This is a genomic window from Maribacter forsetii DSM 18668 (genome assembly GCF_000744105.1).
GTDB classification, from domain to species: Bacteria; Bacteroidota; Bacteroidia; order Flavobacteriales; family Flavobacteriaceae; genus Maribacter; species Maribacter forsetii.
The window spans coordinates 4,272,456-4,298,718 of record NZ_JQLH01000001.1; the positions used below are offsets into that span (position 1 = coordinate 4,272,456).

Annotated in this window: 27 protein-coding genes; 12 read left to right on the plus strand and 15 right to left on the minus strand. The window is 35.9% G+C overall.

The window, feature by feature from the left end; translation table 11 throughout:
• Nucleotides 1–106: 106 nt before the first annotated feature.
• The 4 genes from ald to P177_RS18135 all read right to left on the minus strand — a co-directional run bounded on the left by ald (nucleotide 107) and on the right by P177_RS18135 (nucleotide 5,465).
• Nucleotides 107–1,207, minus strand: a complete 1,101-nt coding sequence (gene ald / locus P177_RS18120) for an alanine dehydrogenase (protein WP_036157066.1) — start codon at nucleotides 1,205–1,207, stop codon at nucleotides 107–109.
• A 138-nt stretch (nucleotides 1,208–1,345) separates the two neighbouring features.
• Nucleotides 1,346–1,600, minus strand: a complete 255-nt coding sequence (locus tag P177_RS18125; protein WP_036157068.1) for a SemiSWEET family sugar transporter — start codon at nucleotides 1,598–1,600, stop codon at nucleotides 1,346–1,348.
• 86 nt (nucleotides 1,601–1,686) lie between these two features.
• Nucleotides 1,687–4,521 (minus strand): leucine--tRNA ligase, encoded by a 2,835-nt coding sequence (leuS, locus tag P177_RS18130; RefSeq protein ID WP_036157070.1) that lies wholly within the window; start codon nucleotides 4,519–4,521, stop codon nucleotides 1,687–1,689.
• 83 nt (nucleotides 4,522–4,604) lie between these two features.
• Complete coding sequence (locus P177_RS18135) at nucleotides 4,605–5,465, minus strand: UbiA family prenyltransferase (RefSeq protein ID WP_036157072.1); 861 nt, start codon at nucleotides 5,463–5,465, stop codon at nucleotides 4,605–4,607.
• Between the two features lie 114 nt (nucleotides 5,466–5,579).
• Here P177_RS18135 and P177_RS18140 point away from each other — a divergent pair, with 114 nt between their 5' ends.
• The 6 genes from P177_RS18140 to P177_RS18165 all read left to right on the plus strand — a co-directional run bounded on the left by P177_RS18140 (nucleotide 5,580) and on the right by P177_RS18165 (nucleotide 10,996).
• A complete protein-coding gene (locus P177_RS18140) occupies nucleotides 5,580–7,454 on the plus strand; it encodes a T9SS type B sorting domain-containing protein (protein WP_036157074.1) in 1,875 nt (624 codons plus the stop codon).
• A 63-nt stretch (nucleotides 7,455–7,517) separates the two neighbouring features.
• Nucleotides 7,518–8,396, plus strand: a complete 879-nt coding sequence (locus P177_RS18145; protein ID WP_036157076.1) for a cell division protein FtsX — start codon at nucleotides 7,518–7,520, stop codon at nucleotides 8,394–8,396.
• Nucleotides 8,397–8,405: 9 nt separating this feature from the next.
• Nucleotides 8,406–8,669, plus strand: coding sequence for a DUF3098 domain-containing protein (locus P177_RS18150; protein WP_036157077.1), 264 nt, complete (start codon nucleotides 8,406–8,408; stop codon nucleotides 8,667–8,669).
• On the plus strand, nucleotides 8,670–9,467 hold the full coding sequence (locus P177_RS18155; protein ID WP_036157079.1) for an undecaprenyl-diphosphate phosphatase: 798 nt from the start codon (nucleotides 8,670–8,672) through the stop codon (nucleotides 9,465–9,467).
• A gap of 22 nt (nucleotides 9,468–9,489) precedes the next feature.
• Complete coding sequence (gene truB, locus P177_RS18160) at nucleotides 9,490–10,203, plus strand: tRNA pseudouridine(55) synthase TruB (RefSeq protein ID WP_036157081.1); 714 nt, start codon at nucleotides 9,490–9,492, stop codon at nucleotides 10,201–10,203.
• 64 nt (nucleotides 10,204–10,267) lie between these two features.
• Nucleotides 10,268–10,996: an energy transducer TonB gene (locus P177_RS18165; RefSeq protein WP_036157083.1), complete on the plus strand. Its 729-nt coding sequence runs from the start codon at nucleotides 10,268–10,270 to the stop codon at nucleotides 10,994–10,996.
• A gap of 32 nt (nucleotides 10,997–11,028) precedes the next feature.
• Here the strand turns inward: P177_RS18165 and P177_RS18170 are convergent, their stop codons facing one another.
• Genes P177_RS18170 through P177_RS18190 form a run of 5 tightly spaced genes read right to left on the minus strand, consistent with a single transcriptional unit; the run spans nucleotide 11,029 to nucleotide 16,814 of the window.
• Nucleotides 11,029–11,643 carry a thioredoxin family protein gene (locus tag P177_RS18170; RefSeq protein ID WP_036157085.1) on the minus strand — a complete coding sequence of 205 codons (615 nt, stop codon included), beginning with the start codon at nucleotides 11,641–11,643 and terminating at the stop codon, nucleotides 11,029–11,031.
• Between the two features lie 58 nt (nucleotides 11,644–11,701).
• A complete protein-coding gene (locus P177_RS18175; RefSeq protein WP_036157088.1) occupies nucleotides 11,702–13,105 on the minus strand; it encodes a TolC family protein in 1,404 nt (467 codons plus the stop codon).
• 2 nt (nucleotides 13,106–13,107) lie between these two features.
• A complete protein-coding gene (locus tag P177_RS18180) occupies nucleotides 13,108–14,460 on the minus strand; it encodes an HlyD family secretion protein (protein ID WP_036157090.1) in 1,353 nt (450 codons plus the stop codon).
• Nucleotides 14,453–16,135: a peptidase domain-containing ABC transporter gene (locus P177_RS18185; protein ID WP_036157092.1), complete on the minus strand. Its 1,683-nt coding sequence runs from the start codon at nucleotides 16,133–16,135 to the stop codon at nucleotides 14,453–14,455. The genes P177_RS18180 and P177_RS18185 overlap by 8 nt, the downstream gene beginning before the upstream one ends.
• The gene (locus P177_RS18190; protein ID WP_036157093.1) at nucleotides 16,128–16,814 is read right to left on the minus strand and encodes a TetR/AcrR family transcriptional regulator; all 687 of its coding nucleotides are present in this window, start codon (nucleotides 16,812–16,814) and stop codon (nucleotides 16,128–16,130) included. Before P177_RS18190 ends, P177_RS18185 begins: the two co-directional genes overlap by 8 nt.
• Nucleotides 16,815–17,019: 205 nt before the next feature.
• On the opposite strand from P177_RS18190, the gene P177_RS18195 reads away from it, so the two are divergent.
• From P177_RS18195 to P177_RS18205, 3 genes are read left to right on the plus strand one after another with little or no spacing between them, the layout of a single operon-like run.
• A complete protein-coding gene (locus tag P177_RS18195) occupies nucleotides 17,020–17,583 on the plus strand; it encodes a DNA-3-methyladenine glycosylase I (protein WP_036157096.1) in 564 nt (187 codons plus the stop codon).
• A gap of 21 nt (nucleotides 17,584–17,604) precedes the next feature.
• Entirely contained in the window at nucleotides 17,605–18,192 is a 588-nt protein-coding gene (locus tag P177_RS18200) for a hypothetical protein (RefSeq protein WP_036157098.1), read from the plus strand.
• Entirely contained in the window at nucleotides 18,173–18,865 is a 693-nt protein-coding gene (locus tag P177_RS18205) for a DUF2490 domain-containing protein (RefSeq protein WP_036157099.1), read from the plus strand. Before P177_RS18200 ends, P177_RS18205 begins: the two co-directional genes overlap by 20 nt.
• On the opposite strand, the gene aat is transcribed toward P177_RS18205, so the two are convergent.
• A complete protein-coding gene (aat, locus tag P177_RS18210; protein WP_036157101.1) occupies nucleotides 18,857–19,489 on the minus strand; it encodes a leucyl/phenylalanyl-tRNA--protein transferase in 633 nt (210 codons plus the stop codon). The two genes, P177_RS18205 and aat, sit on opposite strands and share 9 nt — an antisense overlap.
• Nucleotides 19,490–19,612: 123 nt before the next feature.
• Nucleotides 19,613–19,987, minus strand: a complete 375-nt coding sequence (locus P177_RS18215; RefSeq protein ID WP_036157103.1) for a DUF3127 domain-containing protein — start codon at nucleotides 19,985–19,987, stop codon at nucleotides 19,613–19,615.
• 126 nt (nucleotides 19,988–20,113) lie between these two features.
• Between P177_RS18215 and P177_RS18220 the strand changes: the two genes are divergently transcribed.
• Nucleotides 20,114–21,262 (plus strand): sensor histidine kinase, encoded by a 1,149-nt coding sequence (locus P177_RS18220; RefSeq protein WP_036157105.1) that lies wholly within the window; start codon nucleotides 20,114–20,116, stop codon nucleotides 21,260–21,262.
• A 2-nt stretch (nucleotides 21,263–21,264) separates the two neighbouring features.
• Complete coding sequence (locus tag P177_RS18225) at nucleotides 21,265–21,621, plus strand: hypothetical protein (RefSeq protein WP_036157106.1); 357 nt, start codon at nucleotides 21,265–21,267, stop codon at nucleotides 21,619–21,621.
• Here P177_RS18225 and P177_RS18230 read toward each other — a convergent pair.
• Nucleotides 21,608–22,000 (minus strand): HIT family protein, encoded by a 393-nt coding sequence (locus P177_RS18230; protein ID WP_036157108.1) that lies wholly within the window; start codon nucleotides 21,998–22,000, stop codon nucleotides 21,608–21,610. The two genes, P177_RS18225 and P177_RS18230, sit on opposite strands and share 14 nt — an antisense overlap.
• 78 nt (nucleotides 22,001–22,078) lie before the next feature.
• The gene (gene greA, locus P177_RS18235; RefSeq protein WP_036157110.1) at nucleotides 22,079–22,555 is read right to left on the minus strand and encodes a transcription elongation factor GreA; all 477 of its coding nucleotides are present in this window, start codon (nucleotides 22,553–22,555) and stop codon (nucleotides 22,079–22,081) included.
• 132 nt (nucleotides 22,556–22,687) lie between these two features.
• Between greA and P177_RS18240 the strand changes: the two genes are divergently transcribed.
• Nucleotides 22,688–23,125, plus strand: a complete 438-nt coding sequence (locus P177_RS18240) for a Rieske (2Fe-2S) protein (protein ID WP_245233064.1) — start codon at nucleotides 22,688–22,690, stop codon at nucleotides 23,123–23,125.
• A 3-nt stretch (nucleotides 23,126–23,128) separates the two neighbouring features.
• Here the strand turns inward: P177_RS18240 and P177_RS18245 are convergent, their stop codons facing one another.
• The gene (locus P177_RS18245; protein ID WP_157486610.1) at nucleotides 23,129–23,794 is read right to left on the minus strand and encodes a beta/alpha barrel domain-containing protein; all 666 of its coding nucleotides are present in this window, start codon (nucleotides 23,792–23,794) and stop codon (nucleotides 23,129–23,131) included.
• A gap of 104 nt (nucleotides 23,795–23,898) precedes the next feature.
• Nucleotides 23,899–26,100, minus strand: a complete 2,202-nt coding sequence (locus tag P177_RS18250) for a TonB-dependent receptor (protein ID WP_036157115.1) — start codon at nucleotides 26,098–26,100, stop codon at nucleotides 23,899–23,901.
• Nucleotides 26,101–26,263 lie beyond the last annotated feature (163 nt).

Here is a 26,263-nt window from a genome sequence, read left to right on the forward strand (position 1 = left end):
TACTAAAGATTCCCACTTTTTTAAGAATCTATTAATATAAAAGCAAAAACCCCGCCAAATTCCTTTCGGATATGGCGAGGCATATTTTACTGACAAAATGTACTAGCTAAGCAACTATCTCTTCCCAACCAAAGGCTTCAATAATTTCTTGATATACTACATTTCCTTCTACGATATTCAATCCTTTCTTTAAAGCCGCGTCATTTTCACAAGCAGCTTCCCAACCTAAATTTGCCAATTTCAAGGCATACGGCAAGGTTACATTGGTCAAGGCCATTGTAGACGTGTAAGGTACCGCACCCGGCATATTCGCTACCGAATAGTGCACAACATCATCTATAATATAAATAGGGTCTTCATGCGTGGTAGGCTTGGTTGTTTCTACACATCCGCCTTGATCCACGGCTACATCAACGATTACCGTTCCAGGTCTCATTTCTTTCAACATGTCTCTTGTAATCAAATTTGGAGCTTTTGCTCCTTTCAACAACACACCACCAATGATTAGATCATGTGTTTTTATAAGTCTTCTTATATTAAACTCATTTGAAAATTCAGTCACCACATGAGGCGGCATAACATCATTTGCATAACGCAAACGTTTCATATTAACATCTAAGATAGTTACGTGAGCACCAAGACCTGCTGCCATTTTAGCAGCTTGTATACCAACTACACCAGCACCTAAGACCAAAACCTTACCCGGAGCTACACCTGGTACCCCACCTAATAATACACCACGCCCTTTTACTGGTTTTTCTAAATATTTAGCACCTTGTTGTATTGCCATTCTACCTGCAACTTCAGACATTGGCGTTAAAAGTGGCAACGTACCTTCTTCATCTTCTACGGTTTCGTAAGCTATACAAATTGCCTTCTGCTTTATCATTGCCTTTGTTAGGGCTTCGCTTGATGCAAAATGAAAGTATGTGAACAATATTTGCCCTTGTTGAATTAAATCATATTCTTCAGCAATAGGCTCTTTTACTTTTACGATCATTTCGCTCATGGCGTATACCTGACCAATTGTATCTAGTATTATAGCACCTGCCTGTTGATAATCTTGATTAAAAAAACCACTGCCTTCACCAGCATCTGACTGGACATACACTTTGTGGTTGTTTTTTACCAATTCGAAAACTCCGGCTGGCGTCATACCTACCCTGCTTTCATTGTTTTTGATTTCTTTTGGAATACCAACAATCATGATTTATCATTTTATGTTACACTGCAAAATTGAAACTAATTATGCATATATCAAACATTAAATCGATAAAACGTAGGGGTTGATTGTTTAAAATGTGAATTTACAACACCTACACCCTTGTTTTTTAGGGGTGCATCTCTATTTATGTTTAATTTTTAAAATAATCATGATCAAAAGGAGAAATGCCGTAGCCAGATTAGCTATAATGATTGGTAAACTCTTCAATGAAAATCCGTAGATTGCCCACATTATAGCTCCCATCAACAAAATAGTGTACATCGTCAAAGAAATGTCTTTGGTAGATTTCTCTTTCCAGGTTTTATAAACTTGTGGCACAAATGCCCCTGTGGTAAAGGTAGCAGCTACTAAACCTAATATTTCAATACTGTTCATATTTTATGATTTTCTATCACTGCTAATTTTACAATATTAAAAGAGGCGATTTTCATCGCCTCTTTACTTTACTTATATTCTAATATCTACCCTACGATATTGACAATTTTACCTGGCACTACAATTACCTTTTTAGGTGTACGCCCTGCTAATTGCTGTTGGGTTTTTTCGTGCGCCATTACTGCCGCTTCTATTTCATCTTTACTTAAATCTAAAGATAGTTGCATGGTAAATTTCATTTTACCGTTAAAGGAAATAGGATATTCCTTATCACTTTCCTTAATATACTTTTCTTCAAATTTTGGAAAAGGTGCTGTTGCAATAGAATCTGTATGACCCAATTTACTCCACAACTCTTCTGCAATGTGCGGTGCGTACGGAGACACCAATATTGCTAAAGGCTCCAACACTTTTCTGCTGACACATTTTTGTGATGAAAGCTCGTTTACACAAATCATAAATGTAGATACAGATGTATTGAAACTAAAATTCTCAATATCTTCTTCTACCTTTTTAATGGTCTTATGTAATGTCTTCCATGATTCTTTAGATGGCTCCTCCTCGCTTCGGCTACGCTCAGCGACCGCTGTTTCATCTAAAAAGGGCGTGTACAATTTCCACAGTTTCTTCAAGAAACCATGTGCTCCCGTTATACCTGCCGTGTTCCAAGGTTTTGATTGCTCTAACGGACCTAAGAACATTTCATACAAACGCAGACTGTCTGCACCATATTCTTCACAAATAGCATCTGGATTTACTACATTGTATTTGGATTTGGACATTTTTTCGACTTCGCGGCCTACTTTAAATGTTCCATCATCTTCAGTGATAAATTTCGCATCCGCAAATTCATCCCTCCACTTTTTAAATCCTTCAATATCCAACTCGTCCGATGCATTTACCAATGATACATCTGCATGAATCGGTGTTACATTTCTACCATCAACCAAACCTTTAGATACCAGTGTTTTTCCATCTTCATCTCTGTAAACAAATGCACTAGTCCCCGTAATCATCCCTTGATTAATAAGCTTTTTAGCAAATTCATCTTTAGGCACCAAACCTTTATCAAACATGAACTTTTGCCAGAAACGAGAATACAATAAGTGACCTGTTGCGTGTTCGCTACCACCTATATACAAATCTACATCTTGCCAGTAGTTAATCGCTTTTTCAGAGAATATCTCTTCATTATTATGTGGATCCATGTATCTATTGAAATACTGCGAACTACCTGCCCAACCTGGCATGGTATTCAACTCTAGCGGAAATACTGTGGTATTATTTATCTCGCTATTATTGACAACTTTATTTGCAACTGTATCCCATGCCCAAACCTCAGCATTGCCCAAAGGTGGTTCACCGGTTTCAGTAGGTAAATATTTTTCAACCTCTGGCAACTCAATTGGTAAATGCTCTTTTGCAATCATCTGTGGCATACCATCTACATAATATACCGGGAAAGGTTCTCCCCAATATCTTTGGCGACTAAAAACAGCATCGCGCAAACGATAGTTTATTTTTCCTTCTCCATGCCCAATTTTCTCCAACTCATAGATAGCCAGTTTCATTGCTTTCTTATATGGTAATCCGTTCAAGAAATCAGAATTAGTAATAACAGTCTTCTCCTTATCGGCAAATGCTTCTTCTGAAATATCCACACCTTCAAATACATTAGGAATATCAATATTGAAATGCTTGGCAAAATCATAATCGCGTTGATCTCCACATGGAACGGACATCACAGCTCCCGTACCGTAACCAGCCAATACGTAATCACCAATCCAAATAGGAATAGGTTCTTTGGTAAACGGATGCTCAGCATAAGCTCCTGTAAAAGCACCCGATATGGTTTTTACGTCTGCCATACGATCACGCTCAGAACGCTTTGCAGTTGCCTCTATATATGCCTCCACCTCAGCTTTCTGATCTGGTGTAGTTATTTTACCTACTAATTCGTGCTCTGGCGCCAAGGTCATAAAAGACACTCCGAAAATGGTATCAGGGCGAGTTGTGAAAACTTCTATTTTCTCTTCATGTTCCTTAACATTGAAAATAGCCGAAGCTCCTTGACTTCTTCCAATCCAATTGGTCTGTGAATCTTTTAACGGTTGTGGCCAATCTATCTTATTTAAACCATCTAACAAACGTTGTGCATATGCTGAAATACGCATACTCCACTGGGTCATTTTTTTACGAATAACCGGGTGACCACCACGCTCTGATACTCCGTTTACGATTTCGTCATTTGCCAATACCGTACCTAGTGCAGGGCACCAGTTAACTTCGGTATCCGCCAAATACGTTAATCTATATTGTAATAGTATTTCTTGTTTTTTAACATCAGAAAAAGCAGTCCAATCATCAGCTGTAAATGCCTCAATATCATCATCACATACTGCATTTACGTTAGCATTACCATCCGTAGAAAATTTAGAAATCAAGGTTTCTATATCTTCAGCTTTATCGGTATCTTTATTATACCAAGAATTGAATATTTGTATGAATATCCACTGTGTCCACTTGTAATATTCGGGACTAGAAGTTCTTACTTCCCTGCTCCAATCAAAAGAAAAACCTAATTGATCTAACTGCCTTCTGTACGTTTTAATATTTGCCGCCGTAGTTACCGCAGGATGCTGACCTGTCTGAATAGCATACTGCTCTGCAGGCAAACCAAAAGAATCATACCCTTGTGGATGCAATACATTGAAGCCTTTATGCCTCTTATATCTCGCATAAATATCACTTGCAATATAACCTAACGGATGCCCAACATGCAGACCCGCACCAGAAGGATAAGGAAACATATCCAACACATAGAATTTTTCTTTTTCAGAATCGTTCTCCGCTTTAAATGTTTGGTTTTCTGCCCAGTATTTTTGCCATTTGGCTTCAATTTCGTTGAAATTGTATTGCATGATATTTACTTCTTTTCTGTAAGTCGCAAAAATAGGTTTATTCTGCTAAAAGCGAAAGAATAACATCATTGATACTTTTTGGGTCAAACCATCAATAATTTACCACTATAGAGTACCCAAAGCATAGATGCCAATGCAGATAAGTTTATGAGATAACCAAACAATTTCATTTCTGGCAACGTATAAGCCCTACCCTTGAATATCACAAAAATATCTAATACCATAAATGCAGAAAAAAGACCTAGAAATGATGCCAACACTACATCTTTAAACCAATACCAGACCAAAACAGATTCGCATACCAATATCAAGAGCATTAGTAGTTTTGAGTTGTTACGCCCTATTAAAGTAGCAGTTGTTCGCTTGCCCGAAGCTAAATCTGGCTCTATATCCATTATTTCGCCCGCAATGTGTGCTTGAAATGCAAACAAAGACAAATACACCAATGTTTGCCATGGTAGCGTTTCTAAATCATTTAGTTCTGTTGAAAAGAATACGGTTACTACATACCCTACCTGAATTAGTATTTCAAAAGGAGGTCGTTCCTTTATTCTGAACGGTTTAAAATTATAAAGGATATTTACGACTACCATAAACAGCAGAAGTAAGAACATTTTAAAGCCGGATATAAAAGTGAAGGCAACTACAAATATGAATGTGAGAATTGTAATTTTAGTAAGTACTCCTTTTAGTTGCGATCTTGAAGCCTTTGCACCAAATAGAAAATTTCCTTTTCTAGCGTTTACCGCATCAGCATCTATATCATTATAATCATTGAGACCGTAGACCAAATAATTTAAAGGAAAAGTGACAAAGAAAAGTCCGAGCCAAAAATTAACATTCAACCAAAAATCCACCGCATTTGCCAAAGGAACTAAATAAATCCAAATGGTAGGAAACCAAAGTCCGGGTCTGGATATCTTTAAATCCAATAAATTCAACATATAACAGATTTAGGTTCACATCTTCGTAAAAATACCATTCTTAGCATTGTAACACTATCAAGGCTATACTATAACTACCCATCGTTTTAAAAAGTATATCTTTAACCTTCGAATATGAGGAGCCCCAAACTTTTTTTACTCACGTTAGTACTGACCTGCTGTAGTATTGCTACACTGCAAGCGCAGCTTGGTTTTTGTGGTGGCAATTCTGGCGACCCCATTTTTACGGAAGATTTTGGATCCGGCACTACCGATGGACCGGAATTACCTGCAGGCACTACTTCATATCAATTTACTACTGGCACACCAAATGATGGCGATTACACCATATCTAGTACCACAAACTATTTTGACTGGCTTTCCATTCAAGACCACACCCCTGGCGATAGCAACGGAAAACTTTTTATTGTCAACGCCAGTTTTACGGCAGGTCAATTTTATCAACGTCAAGTTACAGGCTTGTGCGAAAACACCACCTATGAATTTTCATCATGGCTTATTAACCTACAACCCGCTGGAAGCTGCGAGGGTAATAGCATACCTGTAAATGTTCGCTTTCAAATATGGGATGAAACAGACAGCAATTTACTTGCGCAAGGGGACACTGGCAGCATACCCGGCACCGGTACTTTAGAATGGGAACAATATGCTTTGGTTTTTAAAACCGAACCGGGACAAACATCGGTTATTTTGAAGATGAGAAATAATAGTAATGGAGGATGTGGAAATGATGTAGCCATTGACGATATTCTATTTCGATCTTGCGGTGACAATGTCACCATCGCTACCGCAGCAGATGAAGCTAGTTTGGTAGTTTGCGAAGATCAAGGCAGTGTTTCAAGAACATTGACCGCAACACCAGATTCTTCTGTATTCAGTTCTCATGCCTACCAATGGCAGCAAAGTACGGATCAACAAACCTGGGTAGACATCGCTGGTGAAAATAGTGCGATTTTAAATACCCCGGCAGTTACCACAACTACCTATTTTAGAACAAAAATTGCAGAGGATATTGTCAATGTAAACAATGATTTATGCAACGTGGTATCCGATGTTTTTGACATTACCGTTCTACCTATTCCCGCTGCACCTGCAAGTAACGGAGATGTAACCATTTGTGAAGGAGAATTAGGTACGCTATCCGTTAATACACTAAATTCATATTCCATAAATTGGTACGATGCCGCTACTGGCGGAAATTTAATTTTATCTGATGACCGAAACTTAGAAACTGGCACTGCCGGCACCTATTACGCAGAAGCTAATTCAACAGAAATTGAATGTGCATCTACCACAAGAACAGCGGTTACGCTAACCGTTAATCCATTACCGATCATACCTGGTGACTCTAATGTTTTTCTTTGCGAAGATTCTTTTATCACTCTAGATGCCGATGTTGAGAATGCTACCTACCAATGGTCTACAGGCGCTACCACCCAAATGATAGACGTTACTGAAGCTGGCGAATACGAAGTCATTGTAACCAACACCAATGGATGCTCGGCCACACGAACCATTACAGTTGAACAAATAGATTTACCTAGAATTGATAAAATAGTATCTGACGGACCATCAATAGTAGTTTCTACTGCCAACAGTGGAAATTTTGAATATTCTTTAGATGGAATCTCATTTCAAACCAATCCTATTTTTGAAGCTGTAGAAGGCGGATTTTACACCATTTACGTTCAGGACAGTACAGATTGCGGTGTTGTAACGGAGGATTTTTACCATCTGGTCATTCAAAAATTCTTTACACCTAACGGAGATACTGTCAATGACCTTTTTGAACCTGACGGATTAGAGGTTTTCAGTACCATAACGATTTCGATTTTTGACCGCTATGGCAAGCTCATCAAATTTGGAAATACAAATGCTACATCTTGGGACGGCACTTTTCAAGGTGAACGAATGCCAGAAGATGATTATTGGTATCTAATTGAGGCAGATACCACTCAATTTAAAGGACACTTTAGCCTAAAACGTTAAGGCTTTATTTTTTTAAGTTCCATTTAACAATACTTTGCTATTTTTACTGCACTTTTAAGTATTATGGCGAACTCCTTCGAAAATTATCAAAGACGCAAACTCATCTCCTCTTATTTTTCAGTGGTGCTAAGTATTGCATTAGTCTTATTTCTACTGGGCATTTTAGGATTACTGGTCCTGAACACCAAAAAAATGGCAGATCGTTCTAAAGAACAAATCACCATTTCTGTCTTTTTAAAAGAAAACACCAAGGAAATTGAAGTTGAACAGCTTCAAAAAACCCTGGCAATGTCTGAATACACCAAATCTTCTACATACGTATCTAAAGAAGAGGCAGCAAAACAGCATAGTGAGGATATTGGCGAGGATTTTGTTGATTATTTAGGGTATAATCCGCTGAAAAACTCCATCGACGTAAAATTAAATGCAGATTTCGTTACCGCAGAGAAAGTTGAAGAAATTGCCGATACCCTTTCAGAAAAGAGTTTTGTAGACGAAGTAAGCTATGACCGAGTTTTAGTGAGCATGGTTGCCAAGAGCGTGGAACAAATTGGTTTCTGGATTTTGGTTGCCAGTGCCATATTTACCTTTATTGCGGTATTATTGATCAACAGCTCTATTCGTTTATCTATTTATTCAAAAAGATTTATCATTAAAACCATGCAAATGGTAGGGGCAACGAAAACCTTCATTAGAAGGCCGTTTATATGGCAAAATATTAAACTAGGCATGATCGGAGCCGCAATTGCTTTATTGGCAATTGGTGGTGTCGTGTATTATGTAAATACTAATTTTCAAGATTTAGGTTTATTTGACGAGCCCTATATTTTAGTTATTTTATTTGTTAGCGTTTTTCTATTGGGCATACTTATTTCGTTCATTAGCACCTATTTTGCGACTCAACGCTTCCTAAACCTTAGAACGGACGAATTATATTATTAAATTTGCGGCATGAGTAAAAACAACAAAGTGGAACAGCATTCTAAACAAGAATTCATTTTTCAGAAGAAAAATTACATGTTCATGTTTATTGGTCTTGCCTGTATTGCAATAGGTTTTATTTTAATGAGCGGTGGAGGTAGTGACGACCCCAACGTTTTTAACCCTGAAATCTATAATTTTAGAAGAATAAGACTTGCACCAACTTTAGTACTTATTGGCTTAGGCATAGAAATTTATGCCATTTTATTAAACCCACACAAAAAGAAAGATTAATTGGATACTTTAGACGCAATTATTCTCGGTATTATTCAAGGATTAACCGAGTTTTTACCTGTTTCATCAAGTGGGCATTTAGAATTGGGTAAAGCCATTTTAGGAGATAACTCTGTTCAAGAAGAAAGTTTATTATTTACCGTAGTACTACACTTTGCAACCGCATTGAGTACTATAGTAGTTTTCAGAAAAGATATTTGGGAAATTTTAAGCGGCTTGTTTCAATTTAAATGGAACGAAGAAAGTCAGTTTTCCGCTAAAATCATCATCTCCATGTTACCGGCCGTATTCGTAGGTTTGTTTTTTGAAGAACAGTTAGAAGCCTTTTTTGGTGGAAATATTAGATTTGTAGGCTTTATGCTAATCATCACGGCAGTACTTTTATATTTTGCCGATAAAGCTAAAGACACGGATAAGAAAGTAAGTTTTGGTAATGCCTTTATTGTAGGTATCTCTCAAGCGATTGCTATGCTACCTGGTATTTCACGTAGTGGAGCTACCATTTCTACTTCTGTTCTTTTAGGTGTAGACAAATCTAAAGCCGCGAGATTTTCATTTTTAATGGTAGTACCATTGATCTTTGGTAAAATTGCCAAGGACCTTATGAGCGGAGATTTAACTTTTGACGGAGAAAATAATGTAGCCATGGGAGCTGGTTTTATTGCCGCCTTTGTTGCCGGTCTTGCCGCTTGTACTTGGATGATTAAATTGGTTCGCAAAAGCAAGCTATCTTACTTTGCCATTTACTGCCTTGTGGTAGGATTAATTGCCGTTATTTACGGTTTTACTAATCCGTAATACAAAATAAACACCCAAATTCATGGAAGATTTGACCAAAGAAGACTATTTGAACGGTCAGGTATTATTGATCGATAAACCACTAGAATGGTCCTCTTTTCAAGCGGTTAATAAATTGAAATGGGCTATTAGAAAAAAATTCAGCTTAAAGAAGTTTAAAATAGGGCACGCGGGTACTTTAGATCCGTTAGCAACAGGACTTCTAATTATTTGTACCGGTAAATTCACTAAAAAAATTACTGAATATCAAGGTCAGGAAAAAGAATATACAGGTGTTTTCACTTTAGGTGCAACTACTTCTTCATATGATCTTGAAACCGAAATAAACGAGACTTTTAGTACAGAACATATTACATCTGAGCTTATAAAAGCAACTACCAATGAATTTATTGGTGATATAGAACAAGCGCCACCTGTATTTTCAGCACTTAAAAAAGATGGCAAGCGTTTATATGAATTGGCAAGAGAAGGAAAAACAGTAGATATACCAAAGCGTAAAGTAAATGTAAGCGCTTTTGAAATTACCGATATTGACGGATTGAATGTTCACTTTAGAATTGCATGCAGCAAAGGAACTTACATAAGGTCTATGGCTCATGATTTTGGAAAAGCATTGAATTCCGGAGCCCATTTAACAGCATTGAGAAGAACCAAAATAGGTGATTTTAACGTAGATAATGCTCAAGACCCTTTGGCTTATGCCAATATCTTGTTAGGCACAGAAGAAAACAGGTAACAAACAATTGATTACCATTTGTCGATCTTCTAAAATATTTTGGTATTATTAAGGTTATATACCCATGAATCTGAACAGAAAACAATTATCATTACTTGCCACTGTCTTTAGCATGTCTATTGTAGTGTTGGTATTGTATAATATTCAGTTTGGGGGGCAAGAAGAATCTAAAGAAGATTATGTTGTAGAAATGGTTATGGACCCTGAGGTTCTAGAAGAAATCCTAAAAGAGGAAGAACCATTAGAAGAACAAGAAGAAATAGACCCTATTAAAAGTCACTTGGCCTTTAACGAAACCGCTAAACCTAGTTACGGCAATCCAGAACCACTGCAGACTTTAGAGGAGTTAATGGCGGAGCGTAACGAAATGAGTGATGGCGACCTAACAGAACAAATGATTTCTGATAACGCTTATTCTGAAAGAGTAAAAGCTTTAGCCAAAAAACGAGAAGAGAAAAAACAACTTTTAGGTGAAAAGGAAGCCCAAAAAAAAGAATTTACAAACAACCTGGCCGCAAGAAGAACTTCTGTTTCTTATTCTTTGGTAGACCGAAACAATTATAAATTACCACCGCCAATATACACTTGTATAGAAGGCGGTAAAGTGGTCATCAATATTGAGGTAAATGCTTTAGGCTATGTTACCGAAGCCGATTATAATGCTAAAAGCTCAGGTACTTCTAACGGATGCCTTGTTGACAACGCCATCAAATACGCTTTAAAAGCAAGATTTAATTCTTCTACAAAAGACGCTCAAAAAGGCACAATTACCTATTTATTTCAAGGAAAGTAATCTAATAATACAAGAAAGAAACCATTGGATTTCTATTCTTGATTATCAAATGATTTCAGCAAGTCTTCTAAAATACTTTGACCCTTATCCTTATTATAAAACATTTGAAGATCCTGCTTAAACTCTGGAGTTAACTTACCATGTTCTGTTTTATAATCAACCACCATATTTGTAGCTTTTGCCGATCGTGGTCCCCAAGTTGCAACTACAGCACCATTACCTTCTTCAACCGCTATTAATTTAGGAATAGATCTTCCTCCGTTGGTTAAAAACTGATCCATGATCTCTAAATTCTCATCACGTAGAATAATAGATAAGGATATATTCGGATTAATTTCTGTTATCTTATTCATTACCGGTAATGCAGGTGAAGCATCTCCACACCAGCTTTCAGACAATACTACCCATGAAATTTTCTTGTTGACCGATTTAATTTTAGCCACCGCCTCGTTACTAAACTTTAAGGTTTTGTCCCATCTGCGCATACGGCTATTGTTCAACTGCGTGTATTGCGTTAATGCTTCTGACTGTGCAGGACCAGTTGCTTCTCCCTTTTCAGCTAGGTCTGCAACCAGCGCCCTGTATTCCGCATAACTAAAGCTGGTCTCTAATCCCTTTTTTATTAAATCTTCTATAACTAATTCCATGCGTTTCCTATTTTAACATCTATAATCGAACGGTTTAGTAGTAATAAAAGTACAATGCTTACAAATTCTCAGGATTTACCGCCAAGCTATTGAACAGCTTAGCTTTTGCCGTAAAGTATTTATTCTCTACTTGGTTTTGTTTCAATACGGCGTCTATCAACTTACTTTCTCTAGAGTTTATTAGAAAAAGTGAACTTTCACCAAAACTGAATTTTCGCTCTTCAGCAGCCAATAAAGCCTCATAACTAGACACAATATCATCTATAAGAACATTCTGACCCTGAAAGGAATCTAACTCATTATAAATGGCAGTTATCTTATTTTGAATCTGTACCTCGGCATTATCAAGCTCGAACTGTGCGTCTTTTAATTTCAATTTCGCCAATTTTAAATCTCCACGCTCTTTTCTAAGAAATAGCGGAAGTTCAAAATTTAAGCCAGCTTTATAATTCTGTGTTTCAAATGAATTCAAGTACTCTGGCTCATCAGTTATGAACTTATATTCTACATCTATTCTTGGCAATAATTTATTTGTTTTTAAACGCTTATCTACTATTAAACCATCAATTTTATAACCTAACGATTTTAACTTCGGATGATTTTCTAACACAAAACTATCCAACGGTTTTCCTAGAATTTCTAATGCTTGATCAATTTCAGCATCTAAAGATGTATCTGGTACAACTTGCGGTTGTAGCTCCATTGGTATGTTTTCACCCATCCACAGGTAATTAGAAAGTTCTAACCTGGCATTTCGTAAAGTTACATTTGCCTGCTCACGTTCTAACGCTCTATTCTGTACTGCAATCTTAGCTTCTACAGTATCTATGGCAGCTATTTCACCTGCTTGCGCGCTACGGTTAACACCTTTCAACCTGACTTTAGCATTCAACAAAAAATCATTGAACAATAGACTATTTCTATATGCCTGTAACCAATTGAAATACGCCAATGAAGCATCGAACAAAATCTGATTCACCAATAAATCCCTATCTGCCTTAGATTGCTCCCTGAAAAATTTCGCCTTCTTTACGGTAGCCATACGTTCGTTGATCCAAGAACCACGACCTAATGACAGCGCAACTCCGGCACTATACAAGCCATCATCTGGCACATTTCTTTCGGCATTTAAATATTCACCAGAATATTGCTCAAATTCTCCTTTCAACTCTATACCGTACCAAGTTGGTATTTTAAAGGTAGAGTTTAAGAGGTCATAATATTCTGAACCTTTAAATTCTTTGGTTGAATAATCCACAGCTATCTTTGGATCAAAACCACCACGCGCTTTCATAAGATTTGCCTGACCAACATTCATGACCATCTCTGCCTGTTTGGCTATAGGGTGATACTTTTTTACATAACCCAAATACTCCCTAAAATTCAGTTGTATAGAATCTGGGGTCTGAGCATTTGAAAATAAGCCCGTAATTAGATATAAAAAGACAATAATTCTCTTCATCGCTATTTTTTTACAGGTTTATCTTGAGCGCCTTCTGGCTGATAATAATTGGCAGGGAATCCGTTGAGCTGACGCCATAGTTCATACCAAATAGGCACATCTTCTAACAATGCAATGGTATTTGCCCCAGAACCTACACGCAGGGCTTCTGGCCATGCCTGATCATCTTTATCGGGAGACAATAGTATTCGATACTTCCCATTAGGATTTATAAAAGTTTCGATTGCTACGACCTTACCCGCATATGTTCCGTAAGATGCATTTGGCCATCCGCTAAATACAATTGCCGGCCAACCATCGAACTGAATTCTAACCGTTTCACCTAAATGAATTAAAGGTAAGTCTATAGGATTTACAAAAGTTTCTACTGCCATATCATATTCTGCCGGCATAATACCTACTAACGGCGTACCTTCTTTAAAGGTCTCTCCAATACCTGCAGTTAGCACTTTATTGATATAGCCATTCTGCGGTGCACGGATATAACGAAGCTCGCTTCGCATTTGATAATTTGTATAATCGTTCTCCAGTTTACTTACCTGAGCCTCAGAATCAAATTGATTAGACATCGCCGTAAACTTATCGCTCTGCGCTTTTGAAATTTTATCGGTATAAGAAGCCTGTACTCTATTAATCTCTACTTCTGCATTGATGATCTCGTTCTTGGCCGCCAACAATTTATTTTCTTGAGAGAGCAATTTTGCTTGAGTTTCCTGAAGCTTTAAACGTTTTGCCTCAACATCAGTTACCGCCTTTAAACCTTCGCTTTGTAACTGAGCCGTACGTTCATATTGGCGTTCTGCAATTTGTATGTTCGTCTTTGCCGCTTCAAAATCAATACTATCACTTTGTGCCTTTAGTTTCGCTTGCATCAATTTATTCTTGGCTTGCTCTAGTTTTAACCGCCTTTCATTGAATAATGCCCCTACCTGATTATCTAAAGATTTTACCTTATCCTCATAAGACGTAACAGAAGATGATTTTGATTTTAATTGCTGCCCTGTTCTTTCAACAAGATCTGGATCAAAATACTCAGACTTTACTTCAGATATAAAGAGTATTGTATCTCCCTTTTTTACATAGTCTCCCTCCTGTACATACCACTCCTCTATTCTACCCGGTATTTGAGATTGAATAGTTTGCGGTCTTTGACCTGGTGTTAGGGTAGTTAAAAACCCTCGGGCGTTTATCGTTTGTGTCCAAGGCAAGAACAACACGATTACACCTACTACAGCAAATGCAAATAAAAACCGATTAAAATGCTTGTAATGCCTTTGGTGATTTACTTTTTGAACAGATTTAAATCGCTCAATCGACACTTTTTGGTTTAATTTATTATGAGATATATTAAGCATCTTTTCCTGAGATTTCGTTAATAATCTGTCCTTTATCCATCGTAATAATTCGAGAACATTTTTTAATCCACTTATCGTTTTCACTTACAACAAGTAATGCCCAACCGTTAGATGCATCACTTAAAAAGTTTAAGATCCTATCTGCTTCTTCACTATTAAATTGATCAAGGGGGTCTTTTAGAATTAGTAATTTAGGTTTACGAACTATACTTCTCGCCAACACTATTTTTTTAGAAACTGTATATGGAATCTGCTTTCCTTCTGGGTATAACACGGTATTAAGTCCGTCTGGTTGTTTCTTAACAAAATCCGTAAGTCCCACTTTGTCCAACGCCCAGTACACTTGCTCATTTGTAGTTTCTGTATCCCCGAAAGTGATGTTATGTAGAATAGTACCCTCAAAAGGTGATTCTTCTGGTAACGATTGACCCAGGTGCGAACGATAATAATTTAAATTCATCCCTTTTAAAGAGACTCCGTTTACATAAACTCCGCCACTATCTGGTTCAATAATTCCTGCAATAAGTCGTAATAACGTATTCTTACCAGAGCCACTATTTCCTCTTAAAAGAATGGTGCATGTTGGCGAAATGTTTAAACTTAGATTTGAAATTATCTCTCTTTTTGGATCGGGTACACTATAAGATATATTGCTTAACTCTACAGTAAATGACTGATTTTCTAAAAATGGCTTTTCGCCTTCTTGTGTTTCTAGCCCTTTATCTACGACCTGACCCATTTTTTCTAATGAAGTCAACAAATCATAAAAGGTCTCTAAGCCTGTTATCAATTTTTCTACAGAGTTGATTACTAAAAGTATAATGATTTCCGCAGCTACAAACTGCCCTATATTCATTTCTTGGTTCAATACCAGTAGCCCACCAATTAGCAGAAGCCCCGCAGTTACCAAAACCTTAAAACCTATCATTTGAATGAATTGTAACACAATAACCCTAAAATGACTTTCTCGTGCATTCAAATACTCAACCACCAAGGTGTCATTCTTATCTAAAGCATGAGAAGTTTTACCAGATAATTTAAAACTAACAATAGAACGTGCTATCTCTTGTAACCAATGCGCTACTTTATACTTGCTCTTTGACTCATCTAAACTGGTATCTAAGCCTCGTTGTGCCGTAAACTTAAAAACCACATATATTAATAGAAGTAACAGCATACCATACACAATAAAAAATGGATGATAAAAAGATAACAGCAATAAGCCAAAAATAATCTGTAATAACGCAGCAGGAAAATCTATTAAAACCTTTGATAACGATTTCTGAATGGTCAACGTATCAAAAAAACGATTTGCCAATTCTGGCGGGTAGTAATTATGAAGTTCGCTCATTTTTATCTTAGGGAAACGATATGCAAATTCGAACGATGCCCGTGTAAATATCTTTTGCTGTACATTTTCTATAATTCTTATTTGCATTAATTGCAGAATACCTACAAAAGCCACACCTACAGTTACCCCAATTACCAAAACCACCCAAGATGAGCTTATTTGCGCACCTTGCATTAAATTGATGATTGCTTGGATACCTAAAGGCAAGGAAAGGTTAACAACACCCGCAAATATGGCGTAGTAGAATACCTGAAATATGTCTTTCTTGTCTAATTTTAAAAGCCCAAGAAAACGTTGCCAGGCGGTTAGTATATTTTTATTCATCTAAATTTTGTTTTAATGTATTGAACACAAGATGGGTTAAATATTGTGTAGGTGTAACCTTTTTGTTACAATCTGTAAGTGTCGGAAAATGTTCTTTTAAATAATGTTGGTGTAAACCGTTTTCAAGTATGGTACTTGCCAAACTTAATGGATATTCATAACTCTCATCTACCTCTGAAATCATGTCTGCCAACCTGCCTACCAATCTCTTGTAAATAATATAAAAACCTTCTTTATTTTCAGTATCTACTTCCTTGGTCAAATAAGATTTTGAATACTCGTTAATAACTATCTTATTTAATGACACTTCATTGATATGCGAGAATGCCGAATCTTCTTTTATCTCTCTGGTAATGATCAAGATTGATTTCAATAATTTCTCCTTCGGATTTTGGATTCCGTATGTGGCAAAAACCAGTTGATATTCCATCCACCCCCAAAACCAAGATGTGAGATAAACCAACAGCTTATGTTTATTCTCAAAATACCGATAGATTGAACTTTCATTGGATCCAATCTGGACTCCTAATTTTTTAAATGTGAATTTTTCAAAACCCATTTCATTGATCATCTGAATACTAATCTCTACAATTTTCTTTCCTAATTCAGAAGACTCAGGGTTCTTTAAAAATAGTTTTTCATTAATCTTGATTTGCACACTTTGCATCAACTGATCCATAACTCACTAATTTATACTAATCAGCAAAAATAATAGTAATACTATTATAATTCGATAGTTTAACATTTAATAAAGAAAGTTTAATGATTAGTTTAATTTTAACATGTTAGTTTTATCAAATTGACAAAAAACGAGCTTTCATTTAACTAATACCCTACTATAATTCTTTCCATTTTCAATACTTTTGCCACTAAACATAGTTATTATGGAACCTGTTAGATGTGGCTGGTGCAAAGGTGATACGCTATATGAAGCTTATCATGATCACGAATGGGGAGTTCCCGTAAAAGATGATGAACTATTATTTGAGTTCTTGGTATTGGAAACATTTCAAGCAGGTCTTAGCTGGATTACCATTTTAAAAAGACGGGAACATTTTAGAGTAGCTTTTGATCATTTCAATTATAAGAAGATTGCAAAATATCCCGAATCTAAAATTCTAGCTTTACTGCAAGACAAAGGTATTATTAGAAATAAACTTAAGGTTCGTGCTACGGTTACCAATGCTATTGCTTTCATGGAAATTCAAAAAGAGTTTGGCAGCTTTAGCAGCTATATTTGGGAATTTGTAAACTATGAACCTATTACCAATAAAGTAATCAATTACAAAGAGGCACCTGCCAACACTTCAATTTCTGACGACATTAGTAAAGACCTAAAAAAACGCGGATTCAAATTTGTAGGTAGCACGATTATTTATGCATTCATGCAGGCTACAGGTATGGTGAACGATCATCAAATAGATTGTTTTAGATATAATCAAGTATAGCATAAACCAATTACAACTAACATGAAAAATATTCTCATTAAAATAACTATTGCTGCTTTTCTATTCTGTTTTCAGCTAGGTCGTTCTCAATATAAATACGAAAGAGAACATCGTATTCTAAAGTCTCAATTTCCGGCTCAAGCAATCACGAACATTAATGAGAACGTAACAAACTTTAAGCGAATAAAATTCTACAAAGAAACCGATAGCACTAAAATAAGTTATGAAGCTAAACTTAAAAAAGACAAGCTTTGGTATAGTATAGAATTTAATGAAGAAGGCTCATTAGAAGATATAGAGATACTTATAAAACCCACAGATATACCCAATGATACCTATGCCAAGATAGTTGAATATTTGAACAATAATTTTACTAAATACAAAATTAAAAGGCTTCAACAGCAATATCCTTCAAATAAAGAGAATGCAGAAGACATTTTTAAAAATGCATTTCAAAATCTTATGCTACCATCTAACAACTATGAAATTGTGGTTGTAGGCAAAAAAGACGAGGGTTATTTGGATTATGAAATTTTATTTGATGCCAATGGAAATTTTAAAAAAATAAGAACTTCTCTTCCTCCAAATTATGATCACGTACTGTATTAGAGTTCGGTTTATCATAGTATTACTATTATTATGTGTTTCTTACGCTCGATCGCAAAATAATACAATAGCGTATTGGGAACCTGAAGTAGCCCTAAACTATAAATTAACCCCATTGCTTAAACAGAACTTTTCGTTGTCGAACAGAAATTATACGTACCATAACAATAAGGCTCAGCTAACCATACGGCAAATAGAAATTGCTCATTTTTCTTCTTTGACTATCGACCCATATAAGAGCATAGGTTTTGGTGTTCAATATCGATTTAGAGAGGCATTTGAAAGTGAGAAAGAAAATGAACTTAGGCTTACCCAACAATTTAACATCACTAAAAAAACCAATAGTGCTCGTTTTGGTAATAGATTTAGAATTGAGCAACGCATTCAACCTTCTAACTTTGTGCATCGTTTTAGATATCGTTTTGCCATAGATATTCCATTAAAAGGTTTAAAAATGGATATTGGCGAACCCTATTTGGTCGCTACTACAGAATCTTTGTTAAGTATAGGTAAAAGCATTAAACCCATGTACGATCAACGACTGACCTCAGAAATTGGTTGGTCTATTTCAAAACACCTAAAAGCGCAATTAGGGGTTCAGTTTAGAATAGAAAATTATACAGAAAGTACAGCACATGTTTTCCTTTTTCTAAACAGTTTGGTTATCTCAATTTAAAAACCTCATGAACTCTCTTCTTGGTATTTCTTGCGCACCCATACTTTCTAGATGATCAGTATGTAATTGGCAATCTATAACCTTATAATCTTTAGCCTGTAATTCTTCGGCTAGTTTGATGAATGCAAATTTTGATGCATTAGAAGTTAAGCTGAACATACTTTCACCACAGAATACATCACCTATATCAACCCCATATAACCCCCCAACCAAAGCATCATCTTCCCAAACCTCATATGATTTTGCAATACCTTTTTCATGTAGTGCTATATATGCATTTTTCATATCATCAGTAATCCAAGTACCATCTTGACCTTCACGTGGTACAGACGAACAATACTCTAACACTTCTCTAAAACACATATTTTTTGTTAATCGAAACTGTTTGTTACGAATAACTTTACGCATACTTTTTGAGATTCTTATTTGATCGGGATATAAAATCATTCTAGGATCAGGACTCCACCATAGAATGATAGCATCATTATCAAACCATGGGAAAATTCCACTTTGGTATGCCAATAATAATCGTTCTGGAGAGAGATCGCCGCCAACTGCCAACAAGCCTTCTACATTGGCACTATCTACTGGTGGAAAAATAAGTTCATCGGTCAAAAAATACATGACTAGCCAAGGCTTTTAAATTATCGTTCAAAATAAATAAAGCTCCTAAAACAAAAAAACTTGTTTAACTTTTTAAAGCTAAACAAGTTTACTATTATAAAGACACAACGTCTTTTACAATCCTTAGAAAGGAAGATCATCATGATCCTCTTCATTTAAATTATCTGCAGGCTCAAAAGCTTCCATTGGTGCAACTGGCGGCATACCCGCTGCTGCTCCCTGAGATGCTCCTTCTATACGCCATCCTTGAATAGAGTTAAAATACTTTACTTGACCTTGAGGATTTGTCCACTCTCTACCTCTTAGGTTAATGCTTACTTTTACATCTTGACCTACACCGTAGTTGTTCAATAAATCACATTTATCTTGAACAAACTCTATCATTATATGTTGTGGATACTGCTCATCTGTAGTAACAACCAATTCTCTTTTTCTAAAGCCATTAGACCCAAAAGTTTGGGTTTCTCCTATCAATTTTACTTTACCTTCTATTTCCATCTTGAACTCTTTTTACAATAGAGTCCAAAAATACATAAAATGATGCTCTAATAAAACAGGGTACAACGAATACAACACAACAATTATTCACAATTAGGGTTATCTTTAGTATTAGATAACTATTGGATGAACTTTATTCCTAAAAACAAAATTTCCAACATTTTTCTATTGATAGGCTCCTTCGTAGTTGTGAGTCTAATCTTATGGAATACCAATAGCTTTTTTAAACAATTTAAAGAAGAAGAACGCCTTAAAATGGAAATCTGGGCTACGGCCCAATCAGAGTTTCTACAATCTTCTGAAACTGTAGACCTTGGCAGTTTACATTTAAAGGTTTTTCAAAACAATACCTCTACCCCAATGATTCTTATCAATAAAGATAAATCGATCAGGGTAAATAATTTTCCGCCTAACAAATCTCAAGACTCCGTTTTTATACAAAATCAACTTAGGAAATTCAAAAACGAAAACATACCTATATCCATTGATCAACAAGGAGAACATTTGGCAACTTTATACTACGGGAATTCTGATGTTTTAACTAAACTGAAGTATTATCCTATTGCCCTACTTCTTATCATTTTTCTATTCGCTGCAGTTATCTATTTCTTGTTCAAAACCAATAAAGCCTCTGAACAGAATAAATTATGGGCTGGGATGGCCAAAGAAACTGCGCACCAGATTGGCACTCCGCTTTCTTCTCTTTTAGGATGGAACGAACTACTAAAATCTGAAGCTATCAACCCTAGCATTACCAAAGAAATTGAAAAGGATATTGATCGATTAGAGACCATTACCGAGCGCTTTTCTAAAATTGGTTCATTACCAAAACTTGAAGAAAGCGATATTGTAAAAGAAACCCGAGATGCCTTCGATTACTTAAAACGAAGAAGCTCTAAACTTATTCACTTTTCTTTCAGCACAAAGGTAGATTACCTACCGGTTATGTTAAACAGTTCTTTATACAATTGGACGATAGAAAACTTGGTTAAAAACGGAATTGATGCCATGAGAGGCAAAGGCAGTATTGCAATTGAGATAGTTCAAGACAACAAATATGTCAACATTTTAATTGCGGATACGGGACACGGTATTTCTAAAAGCAACTATAATAGTATCTTTACACCTGGCTTTACTTCTAAAAAAAGAGGTTGGGGCCTAGGACTTTCTTTGGTTAAGCGCATAGTGGAAGAATATCACGATGGCAAAATAAAGGTGTTATCATCTGGCAAAGAAGGTACTATAATGCAAATTTCTTTAAAAGTGGTTCACTAATTATGGCGAAGGAAAAATTAGAAGTTATTAAGGAAGCTAAACTGACGAATAACTGTCCTGAGTGTTTTAATCAAGATTTAAATTTAACTTTTTATCAAAAGCATACCTACGGTAGTTTTTTTCATAAAATTACAGGAGAACTAAGCAATAAATTAGTTTGCAATACCTGCCACTCTACTATTTACCCTATTACTTGGACAGATGATATTGAACGCATGTTCAATTACTATCAAAAAACTGCAATACCAACCAAAAAATCATCTAAGCCTACATTGCTGTTCTATAGCTTAATCTTAATTCTTATAGCATTGGTGGCCGGTGCAGTTTATTTATATATTTCTGGAGCTATTCAACTTTAGAACCTATTGCTTTAGCTAGATCACTAAGTTCTTCATTACTCAATTTTACCTTATGCTGAAAAGTAGCATCTTTCATTTCATTCAACGGAATTAAATGAACATGTACATGGGGTACTTCCAAACCAATAACAGACATACCCACACGCTTGCAATCAACTGTTTCCTCTAACGCTTTCCCTACTTTTCTAGAAAAAGACATCAGGCCCAAATAGGTTTCTTCATCTAAATCTAAAATTTTATCAACCTCTTTTTTAGGTATACACAATGTATGCCCTTTTGCATTGGGATTAATATCTAAAAAAGCCAAAAACTTGTCATCTTCAGCTACTTTAAAGCACGGAATTTCACCATTGATAATCTTCGTAAAAATAGTTGGCATAGTAATTTGTATTTAATGGTAATAAAAAAATCCTACCCTTTTAAAAAGGATAGGATTAAATATAGTTATTTAAAAAATTTAAGCTCTTGTAATTTCAAGAATTTCAAATTTTATAGCTCCGCTAGGAACGGTAATTTCAGCAGTATCTCCCACTTTCTTACCCAAAAGACCTTTGCCAATTGGCGAGCTTACAGATATTTTTCCAGTTTTTAAATCCGCCTCACTTTCCGCTACCAATTTATAGCTCATTTCCATGCCATTATTCTGATTTTTCAACTTTACAGTAGAAAGCACCAAAACTTTAGATGTATCTAATTGAGACTCGTCAATAATTCGTGCGTTAGCTACCGTATTTTCCATCTTGGAAATTTTCATTTCCAAGAGTCCCTGTGCTTCTTTCGCAGCATCATATTCAGCGTTTTCTGACAAATCTCCTTTATCTCTTGCTTCAGCAATTGCTTGAGACGCTTTTGGGCGCTCAACATCTCGTAAATGATTTAGTTCTGCCTTGAGCTTTTTTAACCCCTCGACAGTATAGTATGATATATTACTCATAACTTCCTCGTTTTATAAATAGACAAATCCTCTGCAAATGCCTGTTATTTCGGCTTTTTAAGAGAGGATTTAACACAAATATACATAATTTTTACGCACATTTGCTTAAGTTTTTTAAAACTAAATTAAAGCATGATGAAGAGATTAAGCATTGTAATTCTGTTGATTATTACTGCTTGTAGCAATGACGGCACAAATAGAAATCCGTTTTTACAGGAAATAGGTTTTCGCTTTGAAGCAAATTTAAACTTACCTACCTACAGTCCTCTTACAAACACTGGCAGTGTGGTTTATATTAATAGTGATCTTGCTGGTACTAGAGGAGTTTTTGTAATCAACTCTGGCTTTGATCAATTTAGGGCTTTTGAAGGTAGTTGCCCAAATCACGCCCCTAATGATTGCTCTACCATGTCTTTTAGTGGACAAGTTGCCACCTGTTCATGTGAAGGTTATGAGTATAGCTTATTTACAGGTCAATTATTAAATAGACCCGATGATGAAAACCGCTATTATGACATGCTAGAGTACCGCGCTACTTTTAGTGGAGGCAGCGTTATTATCTCTAACTAAATATTATTCTTCAGCACGATATTTATCCATTATCTCTTTAAATAATTCGCCTGTACTTGGTGGAGTGTATGATATTGCATTTGCCCCTGCATCAATTGCCTGTACTATTGTTTCTTCGGTCTTACCGCCTGTTGCAATAATTGCAACTTTCTCATCTAAATCTCTAATCCTTTTAATGATTTCAGCTGTTTTACCTGCTCCCGATACATTGAAGATATCAACCCCTGCAGCTAATCTACCCTTGAAATCATCTTTTTCGGAAACCACAGTAATGGTTACCGGTATATCAATCTTTTCTTTAAGCATAGTAATAAGGCTATTAGGGGTAGGTTTGTTTAAAACCACCCCTAAAGCCCCTTGAAATTCTGCATGTATCGCTAATTCTAACGATCGCACACCGGTTGTTAATCCGCCGCCGACACCACAAAAAATAGGCTTATCGGCAGCCAAAATCAATGCATTAGAAATTACCGGCTGTGGCGTAAACGGGTATACCGCTATAATCGCATTGGCATTTGTATTTCTAATAATTGCCACATCTGTACTAAACAGAAATGACTTTATAGATTGCCCAAATACACGAATACCCGAGCATTGTGAGATTACTTCTGGCACCGTTACAATGTTATTTCTTAATCTACTACCAAAAACCGGAATATTACGCTCCACAACCCTGTATATTAGGGTTCTAATTTAGATTATTCTTTTACGCACCGTACTTTTTAAGCAAATATTTAAGACAAATTTGTAACAGATTACCTCAGCTTTAATTCTTAAAAATTAATCGTTGCTCCCAATAAAAAGTTAGTACCCGCTTGCGGATAATAACCTTGGACTTCAAAAGTATTACCTGGGGTAGACCAACTGTCTAAATAGGTATACCCGTTAGACACATATTTCTCGTTTAGAATGTTATTTACCAACCCAGAAAATACAATAGACTTTAATACATTATTCATTTTTATTTCATAAGTAATATTAAAATCGTTCGTAAAATAAGAATCCAATTTTGATGCTTCTGTGTCTGTATTACTTAAATATTGCTCGCCAACAAATTTTGAATACAGTGAAAGACTCAGTGCTTTACAAGGCATATAACTAAGAATATTACCTGCTACCAAATTTGGTGAATATGCAATATTAGTATCTCCTAAACCTTGCAATAGTCCATCTCTATCAATAAAGAAATCTTTGTTCTTATTATCGCTGATAGCAATATTAGGTCTTATACTAAATTTATCTCCCAATCTAACATTCGCATCAACCTCTAAACCAAATCTGTAACTATCACCAACATTCTCTCTTAATGGTGCACCAACATCATTTAATTCCCCTGTTACCACTAATTGATCCTTATATTTCATGTAATAAAGATTGGTCTTTACCTGTACTTTAGTAGATACGTATCTCCACCCTAATTCAAAATCATTTAATTTTTCTGGCTTAGGATTCCCACTTTCATAGTCATTTCTATTTGGCTCTCTATTAGCTACCGCATAGGACAAATAGAAATTGTTATTGGCATTTAAATCAAAAGTCACCCCTGCTTTTGGGTTGAAAAAATTAAATGTATCATCAACCAAACCTGTTTCATCTCCATTAGCCTTGTACCCAACTGTTCTATATTGCAAATCTCCATATAACGACCACTGATCTGTTAATTGATAATTTGCTTTTGCATACAAATTAAAATCTGTTTTAGTTGAACTATCATCATAGTAGCGGTCTTTATAACTACTATTGCTAGCATATCTAGCCCAAATTACTTCGCCAAAATGGTCACCTTCATACTTATTGAAGCCACCACCCATTATTAAGTCTAGCTTGTCTTTCTTATAGTTTGCGGAAAAAACGGTACCGTAGAAATCATTGTCCAACCAACGTCTTCTAATGAGGTCTGTGGTATTTACTTCGTTACCATCAACTATTAAAGGCTCAAAACCATAGGTAGCAAAATCATCGTTCTCACTGTTAAAATCACCTCCTTCAACATCTGCACTTTCATCTATATATTGCTCAAAATAGCCTCTACCTCTTGTATAATGCAAAGCAATGTTGGTACTCCAAAAATCAGAAATTTGCTCATTCCATAACAGCTGCGCATGATCCTGCTTATAATTATCTACCTCATTATCATGAAATTGGGTATTTCCATCTAGATCTGTATAAATACCTGAAGGATTAAAAGTTCTATCCGTTTCCAAAGTTTGGCGATCTATACCATACCAAGCTTGATACGTAACCTCATGACCACCAAACATTAATGCTTTAATCAAAGTATTATCATCTTTATACGCAGCTTGTAAAAAATAAGATTCTAAGTCTGAACGGGCTCTATCAATATATCCGTCAGATTTTATTTTAGACAATCTACCTGAAATTTCAACATGGTCATTTAAGAGTCCTGTACTGAATTTCAAGTTATTTCTTAAGGTGCTGTAACTACCAATTGAAGTTGATATTTGTCCGTATGCATCTTGCGAGAATCCGTCAGTTAACACATTTAAACTCGCTCCAAAAGCACCTGCACCGTTAGTAGATGTACCTACACCACGTTGTAATTGCAGACTCTCTGTTGAAGAAGCAAAATCTGGCATGTTTACCCAAAATGTACCTTGAGATTCCGCATCGTTATAAGGTATACCGTTAATGGTAACATTTACACGCGTAGCATCGCTACCTCTTACTCTAATACCTGTATAACCTACACCCGCACCTGCATCCGTAGTGGTTACAACAGATGGTAAAAAATTCATTAAAACCGGAATATCTTGACCCAAATTTCTTGGTTTGATATCCTCTTTTGTAAGATTTGAAAATGTAACCGGAGATTGCTTGGTTACCCTAATTGCCGAAACGAACACTTCGTCCAACACTACTTTTTGACCCTCTAAAGAGTCGGTTTCCTGTTCTTGGGCACAGACACCCATACTCAGCGCAAAAAACGCCGCAATTGTGAAAATAGATAGTTTCATTCGTAAAATAATTACGAATAAAAGGGGCTATTATTCTGATGTTAAAATTGATTTTTGAGCAACTAAGCTCGATTTCCAAAAGACTTCATATGAACAAAAAAAACATACTACATCTTATTCTAAAAAATTATTTTAAATTTTTTAGACTTTCCCTTGGCAGCAT